The organism is Escherichia sp. HH41S (assembly GCF_009820115.1).
In the GTDB taxonomy this organism is placed as follows: Bacteria; Pseudomonadota; Gammaproteobacteria; order Enterobacterales; family Enterobacteriaceae; genus Escherichia; species Escherichia coli_F.
The window spans coordinates 50,786-71,532 of record NZ_VNXE01000068.1; the positions used below are offsets into that span (position 1 = coordinate 50,786).

General features: G+C 49.2%; 21 protein-coding genes and 1 riboswitch. Of the genes, 13 read left to right on the forward strand and 8 right to left on the reverse strand.

Annotated elements, in window-relative coordinates; genetic code table 11:
• Positions 1–5: 5 nt before the first annotated feature.
• Positions 6–245 carry an HTH-like domain-containing protein gene (locus FQZ95_RS14500; RefSeq protein WP_032303346.1) on the reverse strand — a complete coding sequence of 80 codons (240 nt, stop codon included), beginning with the start codon at positions 243–245 and terminating at the stop codon, positions 6–8.
• 214 nt (positions 246–459) lie between these two features.
• A riboswitch (TPP riboswitch) is annotated at positions 460–556 on the forward strand.
• Between the two features lie 34 nt (positions 557–590).
• Between FQZ95_RS14500 and thiM the strand changes: the two genes are divergently transcribed.
• The 4 genes from thiM (at position 591) to FQZ95_RS14520 (ending at position 3,857) form a co-directional block, all read left to right on the forward strand.
• On the forward strand, positions 591–1,379 hold the full coding sequence (thiM, locus tag FQZ95_RS14505; RefSeq protein WP_160530350.1) for a hydroxyethylthiazole kinase: 789 nt from the start codon (positions 591–593) through the stop codon (positions 1,377–1,379).
• A complete protein-coding gene (thiD, locus tag FQZ95_RS14510; protein ID WP_032303342.1) occupies positions 1,376–2,176 on the forward strand; it encodes a bifunctional hydroxymethylpyrimidine kinase/phosphomethylpyrimidine kinase in 801 nt (266 codons plus the stop codon). The genes thiM and thiD overlap by 4 nt, the downstream gene beginning before the upstream one ends.
• A 64-nt stretch (positions 2,177–2,240) precedes the next feature.
• Entirely contained in the window at positions 2,241–3,059 is an 819-nt protein-coding gene (locus tag FQZ95_RS14515) for a glycoside hydrolase family 25 protein (protein ID WP_032303341.1), read from the forward strand.
• Between the two features lie 51 nt (positions 3,060–3,110).
• Positions 3,111–3,857: a GntR family transcriptional regulator gene (locus FQZ95_RS14520; RefSeq protein WP_000434034.1), complete on the forward strand. Its 747-nt coding sequence runs from the start codon at positions 3,111–3,113 to the stop codon at positions 3,855–3,857.
• Here the strand turns inward: FQZ95_RS14520 and FQZ95_RS14525 are convergent.
• From FQZ95_RS14525 to FQZ95_RS14535, 3 genes are read right to left on the reverse strand one after another with little or no spacing between them, the layout of a single operon-like run.
• Positions 3,831–4,796, reverse strand: a complete 966-nt coding sequence (locus FQZ95_RS14525; protein ID WP_039021741.1) for a carbohydrate kinase family protein — start codon at positions 4,794–4,796, stop codon at positions 3,831–3,833. The genes FQZ95_RS14520 and FQZ95_RS14525 overlap by 27 nt on opposite strands.
• Positions 4,793–5,797, reverse strand: coding sequence for an ADP-ribosylglycohydrolase family protein (locus FQZ95_RS14530; protein WP_160530351.1), 1,005 nt, complete (start codon positions 5,795–5,797; stop codon positions 4,793–4,795). The genes FQZ95_RS14525 and FQZ95_RS14530 overlap by 4 nt, the downstream gene beginning before the upstream one ends.
• Complete coding sequence (locus tag FQZ95_RS14535; protein WP_160530352.1) at positions 5,794–7,071, reverse strand: nucleoside permease; 1,278 nt, start codon at positions 7,069–7,071, stop codon at positions 5,794–5,796. Before FQZ95_RS14535 ends, FQZ95_RS14530 begins: the two co-directional genes overlap by 4 nt.
• A gap of 256 nt (positions 7,072–7,327) precedes the next feature.
• Here FQZ95_RS14535 and fbaB point away from each other — a divergent pair, with 256 nt between their 5' ends.
• The 8 genes from fbaB to FQZ95_RS14575 all read left to right on the forward strand — a co-directional run bounded on the left by fbaB (position 7,328) and on the right by FQZ95_RS14575 (position 14,946).
• Positions 7,328–8,380: a class I fructose-bisphosphate aldolase gene (gene fbaB / locus FQZ95_RS14540; protein ID WP_000129551.1), complete on the forward strand. Its 1,053-nt coding sequence runs from the start codon at positions 7,328–7,330 to the stop codon at positions 8,378–8,380.
• Positions 8,381–8,697: 317 nt separating this feature from the next.
• Positions 8,698–9,552, forward strand: coding sequence for a tagatose-bisphosphate aldolase subunit GatY (gatY, locus tag FQZ95_RS14545; RefSeq protein ID WP_160530353.1), 855 nt, complete (start codon positions 8,698–8,700; stop codon positions 9,550–9,552).
• A gap of 28 nt (positions 9,553–9,580) precedes the next feature.
• A complete protein-coding gene (gene gatZ, locus FQZ95_RS14550) occupies positions 9,581–10,843 on the forward strand; it encodes a tagatose-bisphosphate aldolase subunit GatZ (protein ID WP_160530354.1) in 1,263 nt (420 codons plus the stop codon).
• A 9-nt stretch (positions 10,844–10,852) separates the two neighbouring features.
• Positions 10,853–11,305, forward strand: a complete 453-nt coding sequence (gene gatA / locus FQZ95_RS14555) for a PTS galactitol transporter subunit IIA (protein WP_032303336.1) — start codon at positions 10,853–10,855, stop codon at positions 11,303–11,305.
• 30 nt (positions 11,306–11,335) lie between these two features.
• Complete coding sequence (gatB, locus tag FQZ95_RS14560; RefSeq protein ID WP_000823282.1) at positions 11,336–11,620, forward strand: PTS galactitol transporter subunit IIB; 285 nt, start codon at positions 11,336–11,338, stop codon at positions 11,618–11,620.
• A 3-nt stretch (positions 11,621–11,623) separates the two neighbouring features.
• Positions 11,624–12,979, forward strand: a complete 1,356-nt coding sequence (locus FQZ95_RS14565; RefSeq protein ID WP_000490663.1) for a PTS galactitol transporter subunit IIC — start codon at positions 11,624–11,626, stop codon at positions 12,977–12,979.
• 47 nt (positions 12,980–13,026) lie between these two features.
• Positions 13,027–14,067, forward strand: coding sequence for a galactitol-1-phosphate 5-dehydrogenase (gene gatD, locus FQZ95_RS14570; protein WP_160530355.1), 1,041 nt, complete (start codon positions 13,027–13,029; stop codon positions 14,065–14,067).
• 105 nt (positions 14,068–14,172) lie between these two features.
• Positions 14,173–14,946 carry a DeoR/GlpR family DNA-binding transcription regulator gene (locus tag FQZ95_RS14575; RefSeq protein WP_001295426.1) on the forward strand — a complete coding sequence of 258 codons (774 nt, stop codon included), beginning with the start codon at positions 14,173–14,175 and terminating at the stop codon, positions 14,944–14,946.
• An 81-nt stretch (positions 14,947–15,027) separates the two neighbouring features.
• On the opposite strand, the gene yegS is transcribed toward FQZ95_RS14575, so the two are convergent.
• Positions 15,028–15,927, reverse strand: coding sequence for a lipid kinase YegS (gene yegS / locus FQZ95_RS14580; RefSeq protein ID WP_160530356.1), 900 nt, complete (start codon positions 15,925–15,927; stop codon positions 15,028–15,030).
• A gap of 482 nt (positions 15,928–16,409) precedes the next feature.
• On the opposite strand from yegS, the gene FQZ95_RS14585 reads away from it, so the two are divergent.
• A complete protein-coding gene (locus tag FQZ95_RS14585; RefSeq protein WP_001353116.1) occupies positions 16,410–16,727 on the forward strand; it encodes a hypothetical protein in 318 nt (105 codons plus the stop codon).
• 519 nt (positions 16,728–17,246) lie between these two features.
• Here the strand turns inward: FQZ95_RS14585 and trhP are convergent.
• The 3 genes from trhP to FQZ95_RS14600 form a co-directional block, all read right to left on the reverse strand.
• On the reverse strand, positions 17,247–18,608 hold the full coding sequence (gene trhP / locus FQZ95_RS14590) for a prephenate-dependent tRNA uridine(34) hydroxylase TrhP (RefSeq protein WP_088541360.1): 1,362 nt from the start codon (positions 18,606–18,608) through the stop codon (positions 17,247–17,249).
• A gap of 205 nt (positions 18,609–18,813) precedes the next feature.
• Positions 18,814–20,214, reverse strand: coding sequence for a HEAT repeat domain-containing protein (locus FQZ95_RS14595; protein ID WP_088541361.1), 1,401 nt, complete (start codon positions 20,212–20,214; stop codon positions 18,814–18,816).
• Positions 20,215–20,336: 122 nt separating this feature from the next.
• Positions 20,337–20,669 (reverse strand): YegP family protein, encoded by a 333-nt coding sequence (locus tag FQZ95_RS14600; protein ID WP_088541362.1) that lies wholly within the window; start codon positions 20,667–20,669, stop codon positions 20,337–20,339.
• Between the last annotated feature and the right edge of the window lie 78 nt (positions 20,670–20,747).

Consider the following 20,747-nt stretch of genomic DNA (forward strand, 5'->3'; position numbering starts at 1 on the left):
GTTTGTTATAACTTCGTGGTATCAAGTCCGGCGGCTTTGAGTCGCTCGGTAAGATTTCTCATTTTGCTGAACTCTGTACCAAAGCTGGCTTTAAGTCCTACACCTTCGCAAAACTCTTTTGCCGTGACGTTTTTAAGATGGTCAGCGTATTTGATCATCTGGAGGTGCATTTCCATCGTTTGGCTATTTCGTGGTGCGCTGCTAATGGCTTGCTTAATGTTCTCGTAGATCTGGGTTTCTGTCATTTTTTATCTCACCTATCAAATTTAGATAAATAATATAAATTAGCTAAATAAGATAATCAATAGTTTTTACCATATGAATAATGGATGTGGATTGTTTCTTTTTCATTTCTGATATGGAGTACAAAATGGGGTCACAATGAAGAAGCGATGGATGGAGGCGAGCTTGCATCTGCAAGCCTCTTCCCCTAATCTGGCACAAAATATAGAGATTCAACCAAACGACTCGGGGTGCCCTTCTGCGTGAAGGCTGAGAAATACCCGTATCACCTGATCTGGATAATGCCAGCGTAGGGAAGTCACGGACCACCAGGTCATTGCTTCTTCACGTTATGGCAGGAGCAAACTATGCAAGTCGACCTGCTGAGTTCCGCGCAATCTGCGCACACGTTACACCTTTTTCACCAACATTCCCCTCTTGTGCACTGCATGACCAACGATGTGGTGCAAACCTTTACTGCCAATACCTTGCTGGCGCTCGGTGCATCGCCAGCGATGGTTATCGAAACCGAAGAGGCCAGTCAGTTTGCGGCTATCGCCAGTGCCTTGCTGATTAACGTTGGCACACTGACGCAGCTACGCGCACAGGCGATGCGTGCCGCCGTTGAGCAAGCAAAAAGCTCTCAAACACCCTGGACGCTTGATCCGGTTGCGGTTGGTGCACTCGACTATCGCCGCCGTTTTTGTCTGGAACTTCTGTCTCATAAGCCAACCGCCATACGTGGTAATGCTTCGGAAATCATGGCATTAGCTGGCGTTGCTAATGGTGGACGGGGAGTGGATACCACTGACGCCGCAGCTAATGCGATACCCGCTGCACAAACACTGGCACGGGAAACTGGCGCAATCGTCGTGGTCACAGGCGAGGTGGATTATGTTACCGATGGGCATCGTATCGTTGGCATTCACGGTGGCGATCCGCTAATGACCAAAGTGGTAGGAACTGGCTGTGCATTATCGGCAGTTGTCGCTGCCTGTTGTGCATTACCAGGCGATATGCTGGAAAATATCGCATCTGCCTGTCACTGGATGAAACAAGCCGGAGAACGCGCCGTCGCCAGAAGTGAAGGGCCTGGCAGTTTTGTTCCCCATTTTCTTGATGCGCTCTGGCAATTGACGCAGGAGGTGCAGGCATGAAACGGATTAACGCTCTGACGATTGCCGGTACTGATCCGAGTGGTGGTGCGGGGATTCAGGCCGATCTTAAAACCTTCTCGGCACTTGGCGCTTATGGTTGCTCAGTGATTACTGCATTGGTGGCGCAAAATACCCGTGGCGTACAGTCGGTGTATCGCATTGAGCCTGATTTTGTCGCCGCCCAGCTCGATTCGGTGTTCAGTGATGTGCGAATCGACACCACTAAAATCGGTATGTTGGCGGAAACCGATATTGTTGAAGCGGTGGCAGAACGGTTGCAACGTTATCAGATCCAAAACGTGGTGCTCGACACCGTTATGCTGGCAAAAAGCGGCGACCCGCTGCTTTCACCTTCGGCGGTTGCTACGCTGCGTAGTCGATTATTGCCACAGGTTTCATTAATAACGCCAAACTTGCCCGAAGCAGCCGCCTTGCTCGACGCGCCACACGCGCGCAACGAACAGGAAATGCTGGAACAAGGGCGATCGCTGTTGGCGATGGGCTGTGGCGCAGTGCTAATGAAAGGTGGTCATCTGGATGATGAGCAAAGCCCGGACTGGCTGTTTACCCGCGAGGGTGAACAACGGTTTACCGCACCGCGCATTATGACCCAAAACACCCACGGCACTGGTTGTACGCTCTCTGCGGCGTTGGCTGCACTGCGCCCGCGCCATACAAACTGGGCTGACACCGTACAGGAGGCAAAAAGCTGGCTTTCATCGGCATTAGCCCAGGCCGACACGCTGGAAGTTGGTCACGGTATTGGTCCGGTTCACCACTTCCACGCCTGGTGGTGAGCACCGTACTATAGCTGCTTTGGTTATTGTCAGTCTTTGGCGCTGACATTCAGGGATGAAACCAATGCAGCTGAGCATCACCAGTCGAAAAAAATTCACCGCTTTATTATGCGCTCTTGGGCTAATTTCCATCGTTGCAATTTATCCGCGTCAGACGGTGAATTTTTTCTACTCGACAGCAATTCAGATTAAAGACTACATCCACTTCTACGGTTATCGTCCGGTCAAATCTTTTGCTATTCGCATTCCTGCCAGTTACACCATTCATGGTATTGATGTTTCACGCTGGCAGGAGCGAATCGACTGGCAGCGGGTGGCAAAAATGCGCGATAACGGTATTCGCTTGCAATTTGCCTTTATCAAGGCGACGGAGGGCGAAAAGCTGGTGGACCCCTATTTTTCGCGTAACTGGCAACTAAGCCGCGAAAATGGCCTGCTGCGCGGGGCGTATCATTATTTCTCCCCGTCGGTATCCGCTTCAGTTCAGGCGCGATTATTTCTGCAAACGGTGGATTTCTCACAAGGCGATTTCCCTGCCGTGCTGGACGTAGAAGAACGGGGAAAATTATCGGCAAAAGAATTACGCAAGCGGGTAAGTCAGTGGCTAAAAATGGTCGAAAAACGCACGGGAAAAAAGCCGATTATTTACTCAGGAGCCGTTTTTTATCACACCAATCTGGCGGGCTATTTCAATGAATATCCGTGGTGGGTGGCTCACTATTATCAACGTCGTCCGGACAATGACGGCATGGCCTGGCGCTTCTGGCAGCATTCCGACCGTGGACAGGTAGATGGCATTAATGGTCCGGTGGATTTTAATGTGTTTAATGGCACGGTGGAGGAGTTGCAGGCATTCGTTGATGGGATTAAAGAAACGCCTTAAATAAGAAGCAGTGATATACTCCCACCAGACTCCCTGGCAGGAAAAAGACAAATGGAACAAGCGCATACCCAGCTGATTGCCCAACTGAACGAACGTATTTTAGCGGCGGATAACACGCCGCTTTATATTAAGTTTGCCGAAACGGTGAAAAATGCCGTGCGCAGCGGGGTGCTGGAACATGGCAATATTTTACCCGGCGAGCGCGATTTAAGTCAGTTAACCGGCGTTTCGCGTATTACGGTGCGCAAGGCGATGCAGGCGCTGGAAGAAGAGGGCGTGGTGACACGTTCGCGCGGCTACGGCACGCAGATTAATAACATCTTTGAATACTCGTTAAAAGAAGCGCGAGGATTTTCTCAGCAGGTGGTGTTGCGCGGGAAAAAACCAGATACGCTATGGGTTAACAAGCGAGTGGTTAAATGCCCTGAAGAGGTGGCGCAGCAATTGGCGGTCGAAGCGGGTAGTGATGTCTTTTTGCTTAAGCGTATTCGCTATGTTGATGAAGAAGCGGTCTCTATTGAGGAGTCGTGGGTTCCGGCGCATTTAATTCATGATGTTGATGCCATCGGAATCTCTCTTTATGACTACTTCCGCAGTCAGCATATTTTTCCAAAGCGTACCCGTTCCCGCGTTAGCGCCCGGATGCCGGATGCCGAGTTTCAGTCACATATTCAATTAGATAGTAAAATACCGGTGCTGGTGATCAAGCAAGTGGCGCTTGACCAACAGCAACGGCCTATTGAGTACAGCATCAGCCACTGTCGCAGTGATCTATACGTTTTTGTGTGTGAGGAGTAGTTCCTCGCGGGTTGGCGCGCAATCACCGCCGCGATGCCCGACAACCCACGACGCCACTGCATTGCCCAGCAATACGGCATCCGCCAGTGGCAAACCAGAGGCCAGTCCAGCTAATACGCCACCTGCATGACTGTCGCCCGCCCCAATGGTGTCTACAACTTGCGTTGGAAATGCCGGGATGCAGCCAGAAGCGTTATTGCTGAAATACCATGCGCCTTCTTTATCCAGACGAACGATCAACGGCGCGGCAAATTTCTCCTGCCATTGCTTGCCAAGTGTTGTTATCTCTGCTGATAAAGCAAAACGTTCGGCGGCAATCTCACCCTCCTGACGATTGAGTGACACTAAAGGTCGACAGGCCATGATTCGCGCCAGTAATGCATCCGGGATATCGCCAATACGTGGGCCAAAATCGATGAACGGCGTCACGTCTTGCAGACTCTCCAGCCATTCCACTAACAATTCACCGCAGGGCGAGGCCAGTTGATAACCGGAAAAATAGAGCAGGCTGCCAGGCGCAACGGTTAATCGCGCCAACCATTCGCGATTCCACTGATTTTCCACACCACTGAACGACATAAACGTGCGTTCACCATCAGGCTCAACCAGCGCCAGACACCAGCCGTTATCGCCTTCGGCGTTATCGATGAGGCTGATTAATCCTTCTTTCGCCATCCGGTTACGAATAATTTCCGCCCACACACCCTGGCCGAGCGGCAGGGCATTACCCGCTTCGATACCGAGGCGATTTAACGCCACGGCAATATTCAGTGCACAGCCGCCAACGTTAACGCTCTGCTGTTTCAGTTCGATATCGCACCCACGCCAGGGTAGGGCATAAGCGTCGGCGATCACATCAATGACCGCCGCGCCGACGACCATCACCGGCTGACGCGTGGTTAATTCAGGCAGCAGCGTGTGTAATCGAGCGCCGCTCATACCGCCTCCCGTTGTTGGCGATACTTCGCCAGCGCCGTGGCGTAATGATTAAAATCAAGCTGATTTACCGCATCCAGCTCCGTCTTAAACGCAGGATCGATAGCGTTAACGCCATGCAATGCGCCGCAAATCGCCGTCGCCATAGCGCCGATGGTGTCTGTGTCGCCGCCAAGATTGGCGCACAGAATGGCGCAACGGTTCGGGTCGGTTTGTGCTAGTTCAACCAGCGCAATGGCGCACGGAACGGACTCAATAGTACTGGTACCTGCCCCAACCACCTGATACAGCTGTTCGCTGGCGGATTCGGTGCCGTCGGCATTGCGCACAATTTTCAGCGCAATCTCCAGACGTGCTGCCAGTGAGGCGCTGAAGGTAGTGATGCGTTTTTGCTGTGCATGTCGCGCAATTGAAGGCAGTGAATCAACAATCGCTGACCAGCTTTCTCCGTCAATGGCACGAGAAACCGCCCATGCGATGACTACCGCGCCTGCCACCGCCAGATCGGATTTATGAGTCGGGCTGGACGCCAGCGCTACATCATCAATAAAGGAGTCAACATCACGCGCCGGAAGCAAACAACCTAATGGCGAGACGCGCATCGCTGCGCCGTTAGTCACGCCATTGTTTTCCAGTTCAGCAACGGGTTTACCGTCGCGAATGGCGTTGAGAGCAATCTTCGAAGTCGGACCTAGTACGTTTTTGTTAAAGGCGTCGAAACGCAGCGCCCAGTCGAGAATATTACGCCCAATCAGATCCGGATCGATCTCGCCTTCACGTTCCAGTAACGCATCCGCCAGACACAGCGCCATTGAGGTATCGTCGGTGAATTCGGCGCGGTTAAAATAACAGGCCGCGTTATTCTCCTTTGGTCCAGGCAGAAAACGGTCAATCCAGCCAAAGTGTGCTTTAACGCGGGAGCGTGGCCAAAGCTCGGACGGCATCCCCATCGCATCCCCTAACGCCTGCCCGTAAAGAGCACCGAGAATACGTTCTGTTTTCATTTAACTTCCCCTTGTGTCAACGCAATATCGCGATCATCGACCTTGATAGCCGTAATTTCGTTGTCGGATTCGCGGAAAAAAATCATGAACAGCACGGCGATAATGGCAATCATCACCGCGCCGAAAGTCCACATCCCGGACCAGTTGAAAGTCAGTCCGTTTACCGGTTCCGGATAAGCGAACATCTTTTCCATCATCACACCGCCAAGACGATAGCCGAGCAAACTGCCGAATCCCTGGCAGCAGAGCGTGATCAGCTCCTGCGCAGCGGTACGCATATGCACGGGGGCTTTTTTATCGACATAGATGTAAGCGGTAACGTAGTAAAAATCGTAACTTACTCCATGCAGCAAAATGCCGAGGAACAGTAACGCGTAGGTGAAATATTCATCCGCACTACCGTAAATAAAGAAGCCATAGCGGATCGCTGCGGTGACCAGACCAAGTAATAATACCTTTTTGATACCAAAGCGTTTGGTAAAAAACGGCAATGCCAGCATAAAGAAGATTTCAGAGAACTGGCCGAGCGTCATCCAGCCGGTGGCGTTTTTCATGCCGACTTCTGTCAGATAACCGTTGGCAAAGATGTAATAGAACGCCAGTGGCATCGCAAACAGGAATGAACAGAAGAAAAAGACGAGGAAGTTTTTATCACGCAGCAGGATCAGCGCATCCAGGCCGAGCATGACTTTAATGTCCATTTTGCCGGTGCTTTTTGGCGGCGTGTCGGGCAGGAAAAACGCAAACACACCGAGCAGAGCAGAACTTCCGGCGGTAATCAGCAGCGGGATGTTGGTCGGAGAGATATCGTCATATCCCAGCATCTGAGGCAGGAATCCGCAGACCAGACCAGAGGCAATCCAGCCGATAGTCCCCAGTACACGAATGCGTGGGAAATCACGCTCCACATCCGGCACGTTGGCAAAAGCGATACTGTTAGTCAGCGCAATGGTCGGCATATAGGTTAGCGAGTAGGCCAGCAGTAATGGGAAGAACCCGGCAAAAGTGGTCTGTTGCGCAGCGAAATACATCAGCGCCGCACCAGCGAACATCAATACCGCCAGCACTTTCTGCGCCGAGAAAAAGCGGTCAGTGATGGAGCCAACCAGAATTGGCGACAGGATCGCCGCAATGGCGGTACAGGCATACGACCAGCCAATTTCTCCGGCACTAAAACCGCTTTTACTTAACCACAACCACAATGGCACAAACCACGCGCCCCAGATAAACCATTCAACAAACATCATGAACGACAGCTTTGCTGTTGTTTTCATCTTTTAATTCCTTCATGACAGGTAATGTAAGGTACGCGATGACAATACCATTTAATAATACCTTTTAAATACCTTTGCGGTGAAAACTTGACCGCGGTAACATTTTTTCTGATGAATCGAGCCAACAGAAAACGCTGAAAAAACATCCAAAAGATGGAAAAACTCGCCTGTAACGACCAGGATTATGATTGCCCGCAAAAGGCGGGCCAGGACAATCCATAGCCGATATCCAATCGGAATTTACGGGAGCATAGTAATGACAGATATTGCGCAGTTGCTTGGCAAAGACGCCGACAACCTTTTACAGCACCGTTGTATGACTATTCCTTCTGACCAGCTTTATCTCCCCGGACATGACTACGTAGACCGCGTGATGATTGACAATAATCGCCCGCCAGCGGTGTTACGTAATATGCAGACGTTGTACAACACTGGGCGCCTGGCTGGCACAGGATATCTTTCTATTCTGCCGGTTGACCAGGGCGTTGAGCACTCTGCCGGAGCTTCATTTGCCGCTAACCCGCTCTACTTTGACCCGAAAAACATTGTTGAACTGGCGATCGAAGCGGGCTGTAACTGTGTGGCGTCAACCTACGGCGTGCTGGCATCGGTATCGCGGCGTTACGCGCATCGCATTCCATTCCTCGTCAAACTTAATCACAACGAGACGCTAAGTTACCCGAATACCTACGATCAAACGCTGTATGCCAGCGTGGAGCAGGCGTTCAACATGGGCGCGGTGGCGGTTGGGGCGACTATCTATTTTGGCTCGGAAGAGTCACGTCGCCAGATTGAAGAAATTTCTGCGGCCTTTGAACGCGCGCATGAGCTGGGCATGGTGACCGTGCTGTGGGCCTATTTGCGTAACTCCGCCTTTAAGAAAGATGGCGTTGATTACCATGTTTCCGCCGACCTGACAGGTCAGGCGAACCATCTGGCGGCAACCATAGGTGCAGATATCGTCAAACAAAAAATGGCGGAAAATAACGGCGGTTATAAAGCGATTAATTACGGTTATACCGACGATCGCGTGTACAGCAAGTTGACCAGCGAAAACCCGATTGATCTGGTGCGTTATCAGTTAGCTAACTGCTATATGGGCCGGGCAGGGTTGATAAACTCCGGCGGTGCTGCAGGCGGTGAAACTGACCTCAGCGATGCAGTGCGTACTGCGGTCATCAACAAACGCGCTGGCGGAATGGGGCTGATTCTTGGACGTAAGGCGTTCAAGAAATCGATGGCTGACGGCGTGAAACTGATTAACGCCGTGCAGGACGTTTATCTCGATAGCAAAATTACTATCGCCTGATACGCCTCATACGAACAGCACTACCCCGTAGGGCGGATAAGGCGTTCACACCGCATCCGGCAACCTATGCCTGATGCGACGCTGAAGCGTCTTATCATGCCTACACAGCGCTGCCACGTATGCCGGATAAGGCGTTTACGTTGCATCCGGCATAAAAACACGCGCACTTCGTTACGGCTTCCCCCGGGAGGCCGTTTTTTTTTCCTGTCATTCTGATTAATTTTCATATTGTCGTTTTTTGTGATCGTTATCTCGACATTTGGAAACAAATAATTTCATTATATTTTGAATTCGAAAACAAACGACAGGATGTGAAAATGTACGTGGTATCGACAAAGCAGATGCTGAACAACGCGCAGCGCGGCGGTTACGCGGTTCCGGCATTCAATATTCATAATCTCGAAACGATGCACGTGGTGGTGGAAACCGCTGCCAGCATGCATGCGCCGGTCATCATTGCCGGAACGCCCGGTACATTTACTCATGCTGGTACAGAAAATCTGATGGCGCTGGTCAGCGCGATGGCGAAGCACTATCACCATCCATTGGCAATTCATCTCGACCATCACACGAAATTTGACGATATCGCTCAGAAGGTTCGTTCTGGCGTGCGCTCAGTCATGATTGACGCCTCGCATTTGCCTTTTGCGCAAAATATTTCACGGGTCAAAGAGGTGGTGGATTTTTGCCATCGCTTTGATGTCAGCGTCGAAGCGGAGCTGGGGCAACTTGGCGGCCAGGAAGATGATGTGCAAGTCAATGAAGCAGATGCGTTGTACACCAACCCCGTTCAGGCGCGTGAATTTGCCGAGGCAACCGGGATTGATTCCCTGGCGGTCGCCATCGGCACGGCTCACGGTATGTATGCCAGCGCACCGGCGCTTGATTTTTCTCGACTGGAGAACATTCGCCAGTGGGTGAACTTACCGCTGGTGCTGCATGGCGCGTCAGGGTTATCGACTAAGGATATTCAGCAAACCATCAAACTGGGGATATGCAAAATCAACGTTGCAACGGAGCTTAAAAATGCATTCTCGCAGGCGTTAAAAAATTACCTGACCGAGCACCCCGAAGCGACCGATCCCCGGGATTATTTGCAGTCGGCTAAATTCGCAATGCGCGATGTGGTGAGCAAAGTGATTGCTGATTGTTGCTGCGAGGGCAGGGCATAACGCACCTGCCATTTAACAAGGAAAAAACATGAAAACGTTAATTGCCCGGCATAAAGCTGGTGAACATATCGGCATATGTTCAGTCTGTTCTGCCCATCCGTTGGTTATCGAAGCGGCGCTGGCATTCGATCACAACAGCACGCGCAAAGTGCTGATTGAAGCAACGTCAAACCAGGTCAATCAATTTGGCGGTTATACCGGAATGACACCGGCGGACTTTCGCGAATTTGTGTTTGCGATTGCCGATAAAGTCGGATTTGCTCATGAGCGTATCATTCTCGGCGGCGACCATCTGGGACCGAACTGCTGGCAGCAAGAAAATGCGGATGCGGCGATGGAAAAATCCGTCGAGCTGGTAAAAGCATATGTTCGAGCGGGGTTCAGTAAAATTCACCTTGATGCGTCAATGTCATGTGCGGGGGATCCAATACCATTAGCGCCAGAAACGGTTGCTGAACGTGCTGCCGTGCTTTGTCAGGCGGCGGAAAGTGTGGCGACAGATTACCAGCGTGAGCAACTGAGCTATGTCATTGGCACCGAAGTTCCGGTTCCGGGCGGTGAGGCCAGCGCCATTCAGTCAGTACACATTACCCGGGTTGAAGATGCCGCCAATACTTTACGTACGCATCAAAAGGCCTTTATTGCTCGTGGGCTGACAGAGGCGTTAACACGCGTGATTGCCATCGTGGTACAGCCGGGTGTGGAATTTGATCACAGCAATATTATCCATTATCAGCCGCAAGAAGCGCAGGCGCTGGCGCAATGGATAGAAAACACCCGAATGGTTTATGAAGCACATTCTACCGATTACCAGACCCGGACGGCTTATTGGGAATTAGTCCGCGATCACTTTGCAATTTTGAAAGTAGGGCCAGCATTAACCTTTGCTCTACGTGAGGCGATATTTGCGTTGGCACAAATTGAGCAGGAAATTATCGCCCCCGAAAATCGCAGCGGTTGCCTGGCGGTAATTGAAGAAGTGATGCTCGACGAACCGCAGTACTGGAAGAAATATTATCGCCCGGGTTTTAACGATTCATTACTGGATATTCGTTACAGCCTGTCGGATCGTATTCGTTATTACTGGCCGCATAGTCGGATTAAAAATAGCGTTGAAACGATGATGGCGAATCTGGAAGACGTGGACATCCCACTGGGCATGATTAGTCAGTATCTACCCAAACAATTTGAACGCATACAGTCCGGGGAATTATCGGCAATACCGCATCAGTTGATTATGGATAAAATTTATGATGTTTTGCGTGTCTATCGCTACGGCTGTGCGGAATAAGGACGGTATATGACTAACCTGTTTGTTCGTAGCGGAATTTCTTTTGTCGATCGTAGCGAAGTTTTAACCCATATCGGTAATGAGATGATCGCGAAAGGTGTGGTTCATGAAACCTGGCCACAGGCATTAATTGCCAGAGAAGCAGAATTCCCCACCGGGATAATGCTTGAACAGCACGCCATTGCAATACCGCATTGTGAGGCGATTCATGCTAAGTCGTCAGCTATTTATCTGTTAAGGCCAACAAATAAAGTTCATTTTCAGCAAGCGGATGATGATAACGACGTGGCGGTATCGTTGGTTATTGCGTTGATTGTGGAAAATCCGCAGCAGCAATTGAAACTTTTACGCTGTTTATTTGGCAAGTTACAACAGCCCGAGATCGTCGAGACACTAATCACTCTTCCTGAAACCCAGTTAAAGGAATACTTCACAAAGTATGTTTTAGATTCAGACGAATAAATCCCTCTGTAACAATAAAAAGGACTATTTATGAAACGCAAGATTATTGTCGCTTGCGGAGGCGCGGTTGCGACCTCTACGATGGCGGCGGAAGAAATTAAAGAGTTGTGTCAGAGTCATAATATTCCTGTTGAATTAATCCAGTGTCGGGTTAATGAAATAGAGACCTATATGGATGGCGTGCATTTGATATGTACTACCGCCAAAGTTGACCGTAGTTTTGGCGATATTCCGTTAGTTCACGGCATGCCTTTTGTTTCTGGTGTCGGTATCGAAGCATTACAAAATAAAATTCTGACTATCTTACAGGGGTGACCTATGTTTTCAGAAGTCATGCGTTATATTCTCGACCTCGGCCCTACGGTCATGTTGCCGATTGTCATCATTATTTTTTCTAAGATATTAGGCATGAAGGCAGGCGATTGCTTTAAAGCGGGTCTGCATATCGGGATTGGCTTTGTTGGCATTGGCCTTGTGATTGGCTTAATGCTGGATTCCATTGGCCCGGCGGCGAAAGCGATGGCGGAAAATTTCGACCTGAATCTGCATGTGGTCGATGTCGGCTGGCCGGGCTCTTCACCCATGACCTGGGCCTCGCAAATTGCGCTGGTGGCGATTCCGATTGCGATTCTGGTTAACGTGGCGATGCTACTGACCCGTATGACGCGGGTGGTAAATGTTGATATATGGAATATCTGGCATATGACCTTCACCGGCGCATTGCTGCATCTGGCAACCGGTTCATGGATGATAGGGATGGCGGGTGTGGTAATTCACGCGGCGTTTGTTTATAAGCTCGGCGACTGGTTTGCCCGCGATACCCGAAATTTCTTTGAGCTGGAAGGCATTGCTATTCCGCACGGTACGTCGGCGTATCTGGGGCCAATTGCGGTGCTGGTGGATGCTATCATCGAGAAAATCCCAGGCGTTAACCGTATTAAATTTAGCGCCGACGATATTCAGCGCAAATTTGGCCCATTTGGCGAACCTGTCACCGTGGGCTTTGTGATGGGGCTGATTATCGGCATCCTCGCGGGTTACGATGTCAAAGGTGTATTGCAGCTGGCGGTAAAAACGGCGGCAGTTATGCTGCTGATGCCACGGGTGATTAAACCCATCATGGATGGTTTAACGCCCATCGCTAAGCAGGCCCGTAGTCGTTTACAGGCGAAGTTCGGCGGTCAGGAGTTCCTGATTGGCCTTGATCCGGCGTTGCTGCTGGGGCATACGGCGGTGGTATCGGCAAGCCTGATTTTTATCCCGCTCACCATTTTAATTGCTGTTTGTGTTCCGGGTAATCAGGTACTGCCGTTTGGCGACCTTGCCACCATCGGCTTCTTTGTTGCGATGGCAGTTGCCGTGCATCGTGGAAATCTGTTCCGCACCTTAATCTCGGGTGTCATCATTATGAGCATCACCCTGTGGATCGCGACGCAAACTATTGGTTTGCACACCCAACTGGCGGCTAATGCTGGGGCGTTAAAAGCCGGGGGCATGGTGGCTTCAATGGATCAGGGCGGTTCTCCCATTACCTGGTTACTGATTCAGGTTTTCTCCCCGCAAAATATTCCCGGTTTCATTATTATCGGTGCCATTTATCTTACCGGTATTTTCATGACCTGGCGTAGAGCGCGCGGCTTTATTAAACAAGAGAAAGCCGTTCTCGCAGAATAATTTTTACCTGAGGGGGAGTTTATCCCCCTTAATAATCAGGAGTTTTTATGAAATCAGTGGTGAATGATACTGATGGTATCGTACGCGTTGCCCAACGAGTCATTCCTGAAATTAAACATCAGGATGAGGTGCGGGTAAAAATTGCCAGCTCGGGATTATGTGGTTCCGATTTACCCAGAATTTTTAAAAATGGTGCACATTATTATCCAATAACGTTAGGCCATGAATTTAGCGGCTATATTGATGCTGTGGGATCCGGTGTTGATGATTTACATCCTGGCAATGCGGTTGCCTGTGTGCCGTTATTACCCTGTTTTACTTGTCCAGAGTGTCTGAAAGGGTTTTATTCCCAGTGCGCAAAATATGATTTTATTGGCTCACGGCGTGATGGTGGGTTTGCCGAATATATTGTCGTTAAGCGGAAAAATGTCTTTGCTCTACCTGCGCATATGCCTATTGAGGATGGGGCTTTTATTGAACCGATTACCGTTGGCCTGCATGCTTTCCATTTAGCGCAAGGTTGTGAGAATAAAAACGTTATTATTATTGGTGCCGGAACCATTGGCCTGCTGGCCATTCAGTGCGCTGTCGCGCTGGGAGCAAAGAGTGTGACGGCTATCGACATTAGCTCAGAAAAACTGGCACTGGCAAAATCTTTCGGTGCGATGCAAACATTTAACAGCCTTGAAATGAGCGCGCCGCAAATGCAGGGCGTTTTACGCGAGCTGCGCTTTAATCAGCTTATCCTCGAGACGGCTGGCGTCCCGCAAACCGTCGAACTGGCGGTAGAGATTGCCGGGCCTCATGCCCAGCTGGCGCTGGTGGGCACGTTGCATCAGGATCTGCATTTAACATCGACAACGTTTGGCAAAATATTACGTAAAGAGCTGACGGTTATCGGCAGTTGGATGAACTACTCCAGCCCTTGGCCGGGGCAGGAGTGGAAAACGGCGAGCCGGTTGCTGACAGAACGTAAGTTAAGCCTGGAGCCATTAATCGCTCACCGTGGAAGCTTTGAAAGCTTCGCCCAGGCGGTGCGTGACATCGCTCGTAATGCTATGCCGGGCAAAGTGTTGCTTATTCCCTGAAACCGCGGGCCAGCGTGATGCTGGCCCGGTATTGTGCAAAACAGATCATTCACCAATGGTCCCCCTTCGTTTACACTAGCCACAATTGAATATGGGTAAATGACGATGAATTCATTCGAGCGAAGGAATAAGATCATCCAATTAGTGAATGAACAGGGAACCGTGCTTGTTCAGGATCTGGCGGGAGTATTTGCTGCCTCGGAAGCGACAATCCGTGCCGATTTGCGCTTTCTCGAACAAAAAGGCGTGGTTACGCGCTTTCATGGCGGTGCGGCGAAAATAATGTCCGGTAATAGTGAAACCGAGACCCAGGAAGTCGGGTTTAAAGAGCGATTTCAGCTCGCCAGCGCGCCGAAAAACAGAATTGCGCAGGCGGCAGTCAAAATGATCCACGAAGGGATGACCGTTATTCTCGACAGCGGAAGTACGACAATGCTTATCGCCGAAGGTTTAATGACCGCCAAAAATATCACGGTGATTACCAACAGTCTCCCGGCGGCGTTTGCCCTTTCCGAAAATAAAGACATTACTCTGGTCGTCTGTGGTGGCACGGTCCGCCATAAAACGCGCTCGATGCATGGCTCCATTGCCGAGCGTTCATTGCAGGATATTAATGCCGATTTAATGTTTGTCGGTGCTGATGGTATTGATGCGGTTAATGGTATTACGACCTTTAATGAAGGTTATTCGATTAGCGGTGCGATGGTCACAGCCGCTAATAAAGTGATTGCCGTTCTCGATTCATCGAAATTTAACCGTCGCGGTTTTAATCAGGTACTGCCAATCGAAAAAATTGACATTATTATTACCGATGATGCCGTGTCAGAGGTGGATAAACTGGCATTGCAGAAGACACGGGTGAAATTAATTACGGTGTAGCATTGTTCTTTATGCCGGATAAGGTGTGTACACCGAATCCGGCATCACTGATACTCCCTGAATTAAGAAAGGGAAATTTGATTAACGCAATAATGGACAATCCGGTGGTAATCGACAGCGCAATGCTGCCGGAAGTATTTCAATATGGAAGTTTTGTCCACTCAACGGTTCGCCATCAAGATTAAAGGTAATTTCGTGTGGCGCTTGTATATCGAACCACGCCGAAGCACCTTCGATAATATTCGGGTTATCTTCGTCAAATTTTAAGGTTGATACGAGAGCCGGAAGAATTTCATCGCCGGTGAAAATGCGTAGTTGCAGCAAGCCGTCGTTAATTAATGCGTTCGGGCACAATTGCTGACCGCCACCTGCCTGACGGCCGTTACCAATACCAATGACGAGTGCGTCACCTTGCCAGTGAAAGTTTTCACCGCGGATTTCACAACGGTCCGGTTGCAGTGTATCCATGCGCATTAAGCCGTGAATGATGTAAGAGACGCCACCCAGCGCTGCTTTTAATTTTTCCGGCGTTTCTGTGGTAATACGTGTCCCAAACCCACCCGTTGCCATATTAATAAAACAGGTTTTTTTGTTGACCTGCGCCATATCAATCGCAATAGCGTCACCAGCAATTGCTAGTTTCAGCGCCTTATCCAGTGCCTCAGGTATACCCACGCTGGTCGCGAAATCGTTCGCTGTACCTAGTGGCAAAATCCCCAGCGCGGGTATGTCATCGCCCTCACACTGAATCAGCGCCGAGGAAACTTCATTAATAGTGCCATCGCCACCACCGGCAATTACCGTTGCGACGCCCAGCTTCCGGGCCTCTTCTACAAATCGGGCGGCATCGCCTTTCTCCCAGGTGACCCGCACATGGATCGTCATTCCTTCCTCGCGCAACAGCATAATTGCTTCGCGCAAGGGTTGATTGTCAGTACTTTTGCCGTTAAGAATCAGTAAGCTGGCGGGAAATTCTGCCATAATCGTATGCCTTTATGATTGGTCTGTAGATAGTGTAGAGCAGAAAAGAAAAGGCGGAGTCAGAACAGGATGAAAATCGGAGGATAAAAAATCAGTTCAAGGATAGGGAATTCAGTGGTTACCAGTAAGGGGGGCAACGGTACACTCGGTTTTTATCGACATAAATGATCACTCAAAGCACTTAAGCATTATTTTACTGTGGATTCAGCGTGGCAGCGAACATTAACGGTAGTCAGGGACAAACTTCAAAAGAGCATATGCATCATATTCAACAAAGCAATGGCATCCTCAATGTACGATTCCAATTATATTAAATAATTCCTATGAGGTTATCTGTGATAGGCCTCCATGTCTGTATTTCCTACTTATGTAGGAAATTCTGCACAAAACATTTATTATAATCCTATTCAATAATGACAATGATGTCATTATTATATTTCAACACTAGAGAGTGTCGTTGGTGTTTAATGGGGGAAGGTGAGATGAAAAAGACAGCTGCTATATCATTAATTAGTGTTTTTCTTATGTCTGGTTGTGCTGTGCATAATGATGAGACAAGTATCGGTAAATTCGGTCTTGCCTATAAAAGTAATATCCAGCGTAAACTCGATAACCAATACTACACTGAAGCCGAAGCATCTTTAGCCAGGGGCAGAATATCTGGTGCGGAAAATATAGTGAAAAATGATGCAGCTAATTTCTGTGTTACTCAGGGCAAAAAAATGCAGATAGTTAACCTGAAGACTGAAGGGGCAGGATTACATGGCGTCGCGCGTCTGACATTCAAATGTGGAGAGTGAGAATAGATTCAAGACTACCATGGACACATCCATTTTTATCTCTGATAAGGTATTCTTCAACACCATTATTGAATGTGAGTAATAATGACAAGCAGATAGATGAAACTACAGCAGAATTTTTATTTTATGCGGCTATCAGAAAATGATGGCATAAATATTCCTATGCTTTAGCTTCATTTTTTGTAAGCGTCAAACATGCGCGTTCTGGCTGTGCGTAGCCGGACCCTGTGCGAGCACGATGCCGTTAAGTGAAAGGCATCGTGCTATGATGGGGAATTCTATCGATATGGTCAATGGAAGGAGGTAACCAGGTATGAATCCTTCCTTCTGTTTCATTGTATTACGCGTAAAAAATAAGCCCGTGTAAGGGAGATTACACAGGCTAAGGAGGTGGTTCCTGGTACAGCTAGCATTTTATGGGTTATGTTTTTCAGCGAAACGGATGATAACCTTAATAAATGCAGCTGTATGTGATCGGTTTCTAAGAATTTTCCATCCGGGAAAAATAATCGAAATTAATCACTTACCGTGGGGGTTACGCGTGGTTTCCCCGGAGAAATTACGCATCAGCAGCGCGTAATTTAGCTCAAGATCCTGCGGGACCGGGATCCACACAGTATAACCATCGCCCGGTGCGACCGGCATTACTTCGCCTTTGGCGTTTTCCATATGCTCAAGGGTAAAGTTAATGTTCCCTTGCGGCGTCATCAGCTCAAGGCTGTCGCCAACGGAGAATTTATTTTTCACCGCTACCGCCGCGAGGTCGCCCTTGCGCTCACCGGTAAACTCACCAACAAACTGCTGGCGGTCAGAAACTGAATAACCGTATTCGTAGTTCTGATAATCGTCGTGAGTATGACGACGCAGGAAACCTTCGGTATAGCCACGATGCGCCAGACCTTCCAGAGTTTCCAGCAGGCTGGTATCGAATGGTTTTCCCGCAGCTGCGTCATCGATAGCTTTACGGTAAACCTGCGCGGTGCGTGCGCAATAGTAGAAAGATTTTGTACGACCTTCGATTTTCAGCGAATGCACGCCCATTTTGGTCAGGCGTTCAACGTGGGCGATAGCGCGCAGATCTTTCGAGTTCATGATGTAAGTGCCGTGCTCATCTTCAAACGCGGTCATATACTCGCCCGGACGCTGAGCTTCTTCGATCATAAACACTTTGTCGGTTGGCGCGCCGATACCCAGCGTCGGCTCAACATTTTGCACCGGAATCGGCTCGTACTTGTGCACGATGTTGCCAACGTCATCTTCTTTCCCTTCCTGGACGTTGTACTCCCAGCGGCAGGCGTTGGTGCAGGTGCCCTGGTTCGGGTCGCGCTTGTTGATATAGCCAGAGAGCAGGCAGCGACCGGAGTAGGCCATGCACAGCGCGCCGTGAACGAAGATCTCTACCTCCATATCCGGCACCTGATTGCGGATCTCTTCAATCTCTTCCAGCGACAGCTCGCGAGAGAGGATCACGCGGGTCAGGCCCATTTGCTGCCAGAATTTCACCGTCGCCCAGTTCACGGCGTTAGCCTGTACCGAGAGATGGATCGGCATTTCAGGGAAGTGCTCACGCACCAGCATAATCAGCCCTGGATCGGACATAATCAGCGCATCCGGCCCCATTTCAACCACCGGTTTCAGGTCACGGATAAAGGTTTTCAGCTTGGCATTGTGCGGTGCAATGTTGACCACGACATAAAACTTTTTCCCCAACGCATGGGCTTCGTTAATGCCGAGCTGGAGATTTTCGTGGTTGAATTCGTTGTTGCGCACACGCAGGGAGTAACGCGGCTGGCCCGCATAAACAGCATCTGCGCCATAAGCGAAAGCGTAACGCATATTTTTCAGCGTTCCCGCCGGGGAAAGGAGTTCCGGTTTAAACATAATTCTCTCGTTCTGATGACAGGTCAGATCCGCTTCACCTGATGAAGCGGTTAGGGGAGTGCCCCCACTTTAAGGGCGGGCATTGTAGCGCAATCGGTGGGGTTGACTCCAGTGACAATGTTAAGGGAAAGACTGAGCGCATTTATTTCGTTTTGATTCCGATAGTCGTCAGGTTCAATTGTTATCAGTTGACCTTAATTTGGTGTTAAAGAAAGGGAATATAACCCCATAACTTGTTGTGAAGTTCCGGATTGCAGGTAAAAAGCGCCTGAAGTTGCTGACGCTGAGGAGCATTTGGTTGAATGCCCGAAAGATTGAAATTGCGTTGCCATATCGCGAGCTGTTTACCTGCAAATTCTTCAGTTAGCTTGTGTTGCGATTGCAGAAGAAGAATTAAACAGGCCCATTTGTTCAAGTTATGATACAGCCGACAATATGCGCAAGCATGTTTAACTGACGGTGCGTTTTCCTGCAACTGACGTATTTCCTCGAACGTGAGCGGAACTCGACACCATACACAGATGTTAACCATAAATCGAAGCCCGGAGGCGTCCGGGTTAGCCAGTGTGGTCAGAATAATCCCTTTGACACCACCATCAGGATTGGCTTTCGCAAGAATATACATAGCGGCTAATCGCAGTGGGAATACATCCTGTGATAATCCCCATTCTGCCAGTTTTAAAATATTGGCATCATGAATGGAGTCCAGCCCGTATAAAGCTGCCCGGCGCTGTGAGGGAGTATATTCAGTCGAGGTGACAACATGACGCCAGAATTGCACAACATCCATGACGTCATTAAGCATGTTTTTAGCGCGTAGACGGATCAACATATTGTTATCCAGCAGTAATGCTCTGTACAACTCCGGAGGAATTTCTATAGCTCGGTCAGTAAGGCTAAACAACGTTGCTTGTCGAATACGCGGCCAGCGGTCTTTTAACAGACGAGTTAATACCGCTTCGCTTAACGGTAATTGTTGACGCAGCCAGTGGGTGACCGCCAGCATTCGTAAACCTTCGTCGGGCTGCTTGAGTATTAAAAGCAGCGAAGATTCATCATTAAAGTAGCCATATTCAATCAGCGTTTGTAATACTGCGCGGGAGAGTTTTTTATCAGGGCAAGTAAGCCAACACGTTAATTGTGGACGGCTATTTTCTGTCAATAAAAATCTAAGTATCTCGTCTACAAATGCACGGTGATCGTAACGCTGGCATTGGAGAAGGTTACGTATCAAGGGAAGATTAACGGCAAATGCCGCTGCATTCTTATCCTTCTTTAAATGACGTAACGCTATGGTTGCAGCAAGGCGAACCTCTTTTACCCAGTCATTAGCTGCAAGTAATAATTCTTCTATAGCTGCAACATCCTCTTTTTGTCCCAGACATTGCACGGCCTTTTCTCGTATATATCCATTGTGGTGATGGGTAAGCTGGCAAAGAACCAGAGTATCGTTGAGATCACAATCATGCGCTATATAATTGCCTGGATCGGCTATCATCGACTGGAGTTGTTGCTGGATAAGAAATAATTCACAGTCAACAGAATTATTCATTTCGACGTTAAACAAAACCCTGCGTGTAAATAATGTACGCAATCCTTTGAGCATAATTTTCCTTATCAGTTATGAGGAGAAAACTCATTTCATGATTAATAATTTCCTGAGGGATAGTAACTCTGTGATGAGAGAAAATAAAGCCGGACGCCAACAACCTACGCCCGGCATCGTAATTACGTATTGTCTTTCACCGTCTGGCTTGTGCCATTGGCTTTAACGGAGGCAATTCCGGTTTCACGAGATTGCGCGGTGGCGTACATCTGGCTGGAGCCGATAATTTGATGATTGGCGGCTTTCAGATTGAAATAGAATTTGCCGTTGCTTGCTGTTTTTTTCTCATAGCGTTCTTCGTGTGGGCTGTTGCTACGCACTGACGCGATGCCCTTTTCCGCAGAGGCTTTTGAGGTATACAGCTCGCTGGTGAGGATAGTCTCACCATTGCCCGCTTTTAGCACAAACCGGAATTGATTATCACTGCTCCTACTGAGTTCAAACCAACCAGCCATAATGACTCCTTGATTGAAATTGCGTATCGAAAACAGCATCTAAAAGGACTGTTTGCCGATTAAAGTATGAGCGATTTT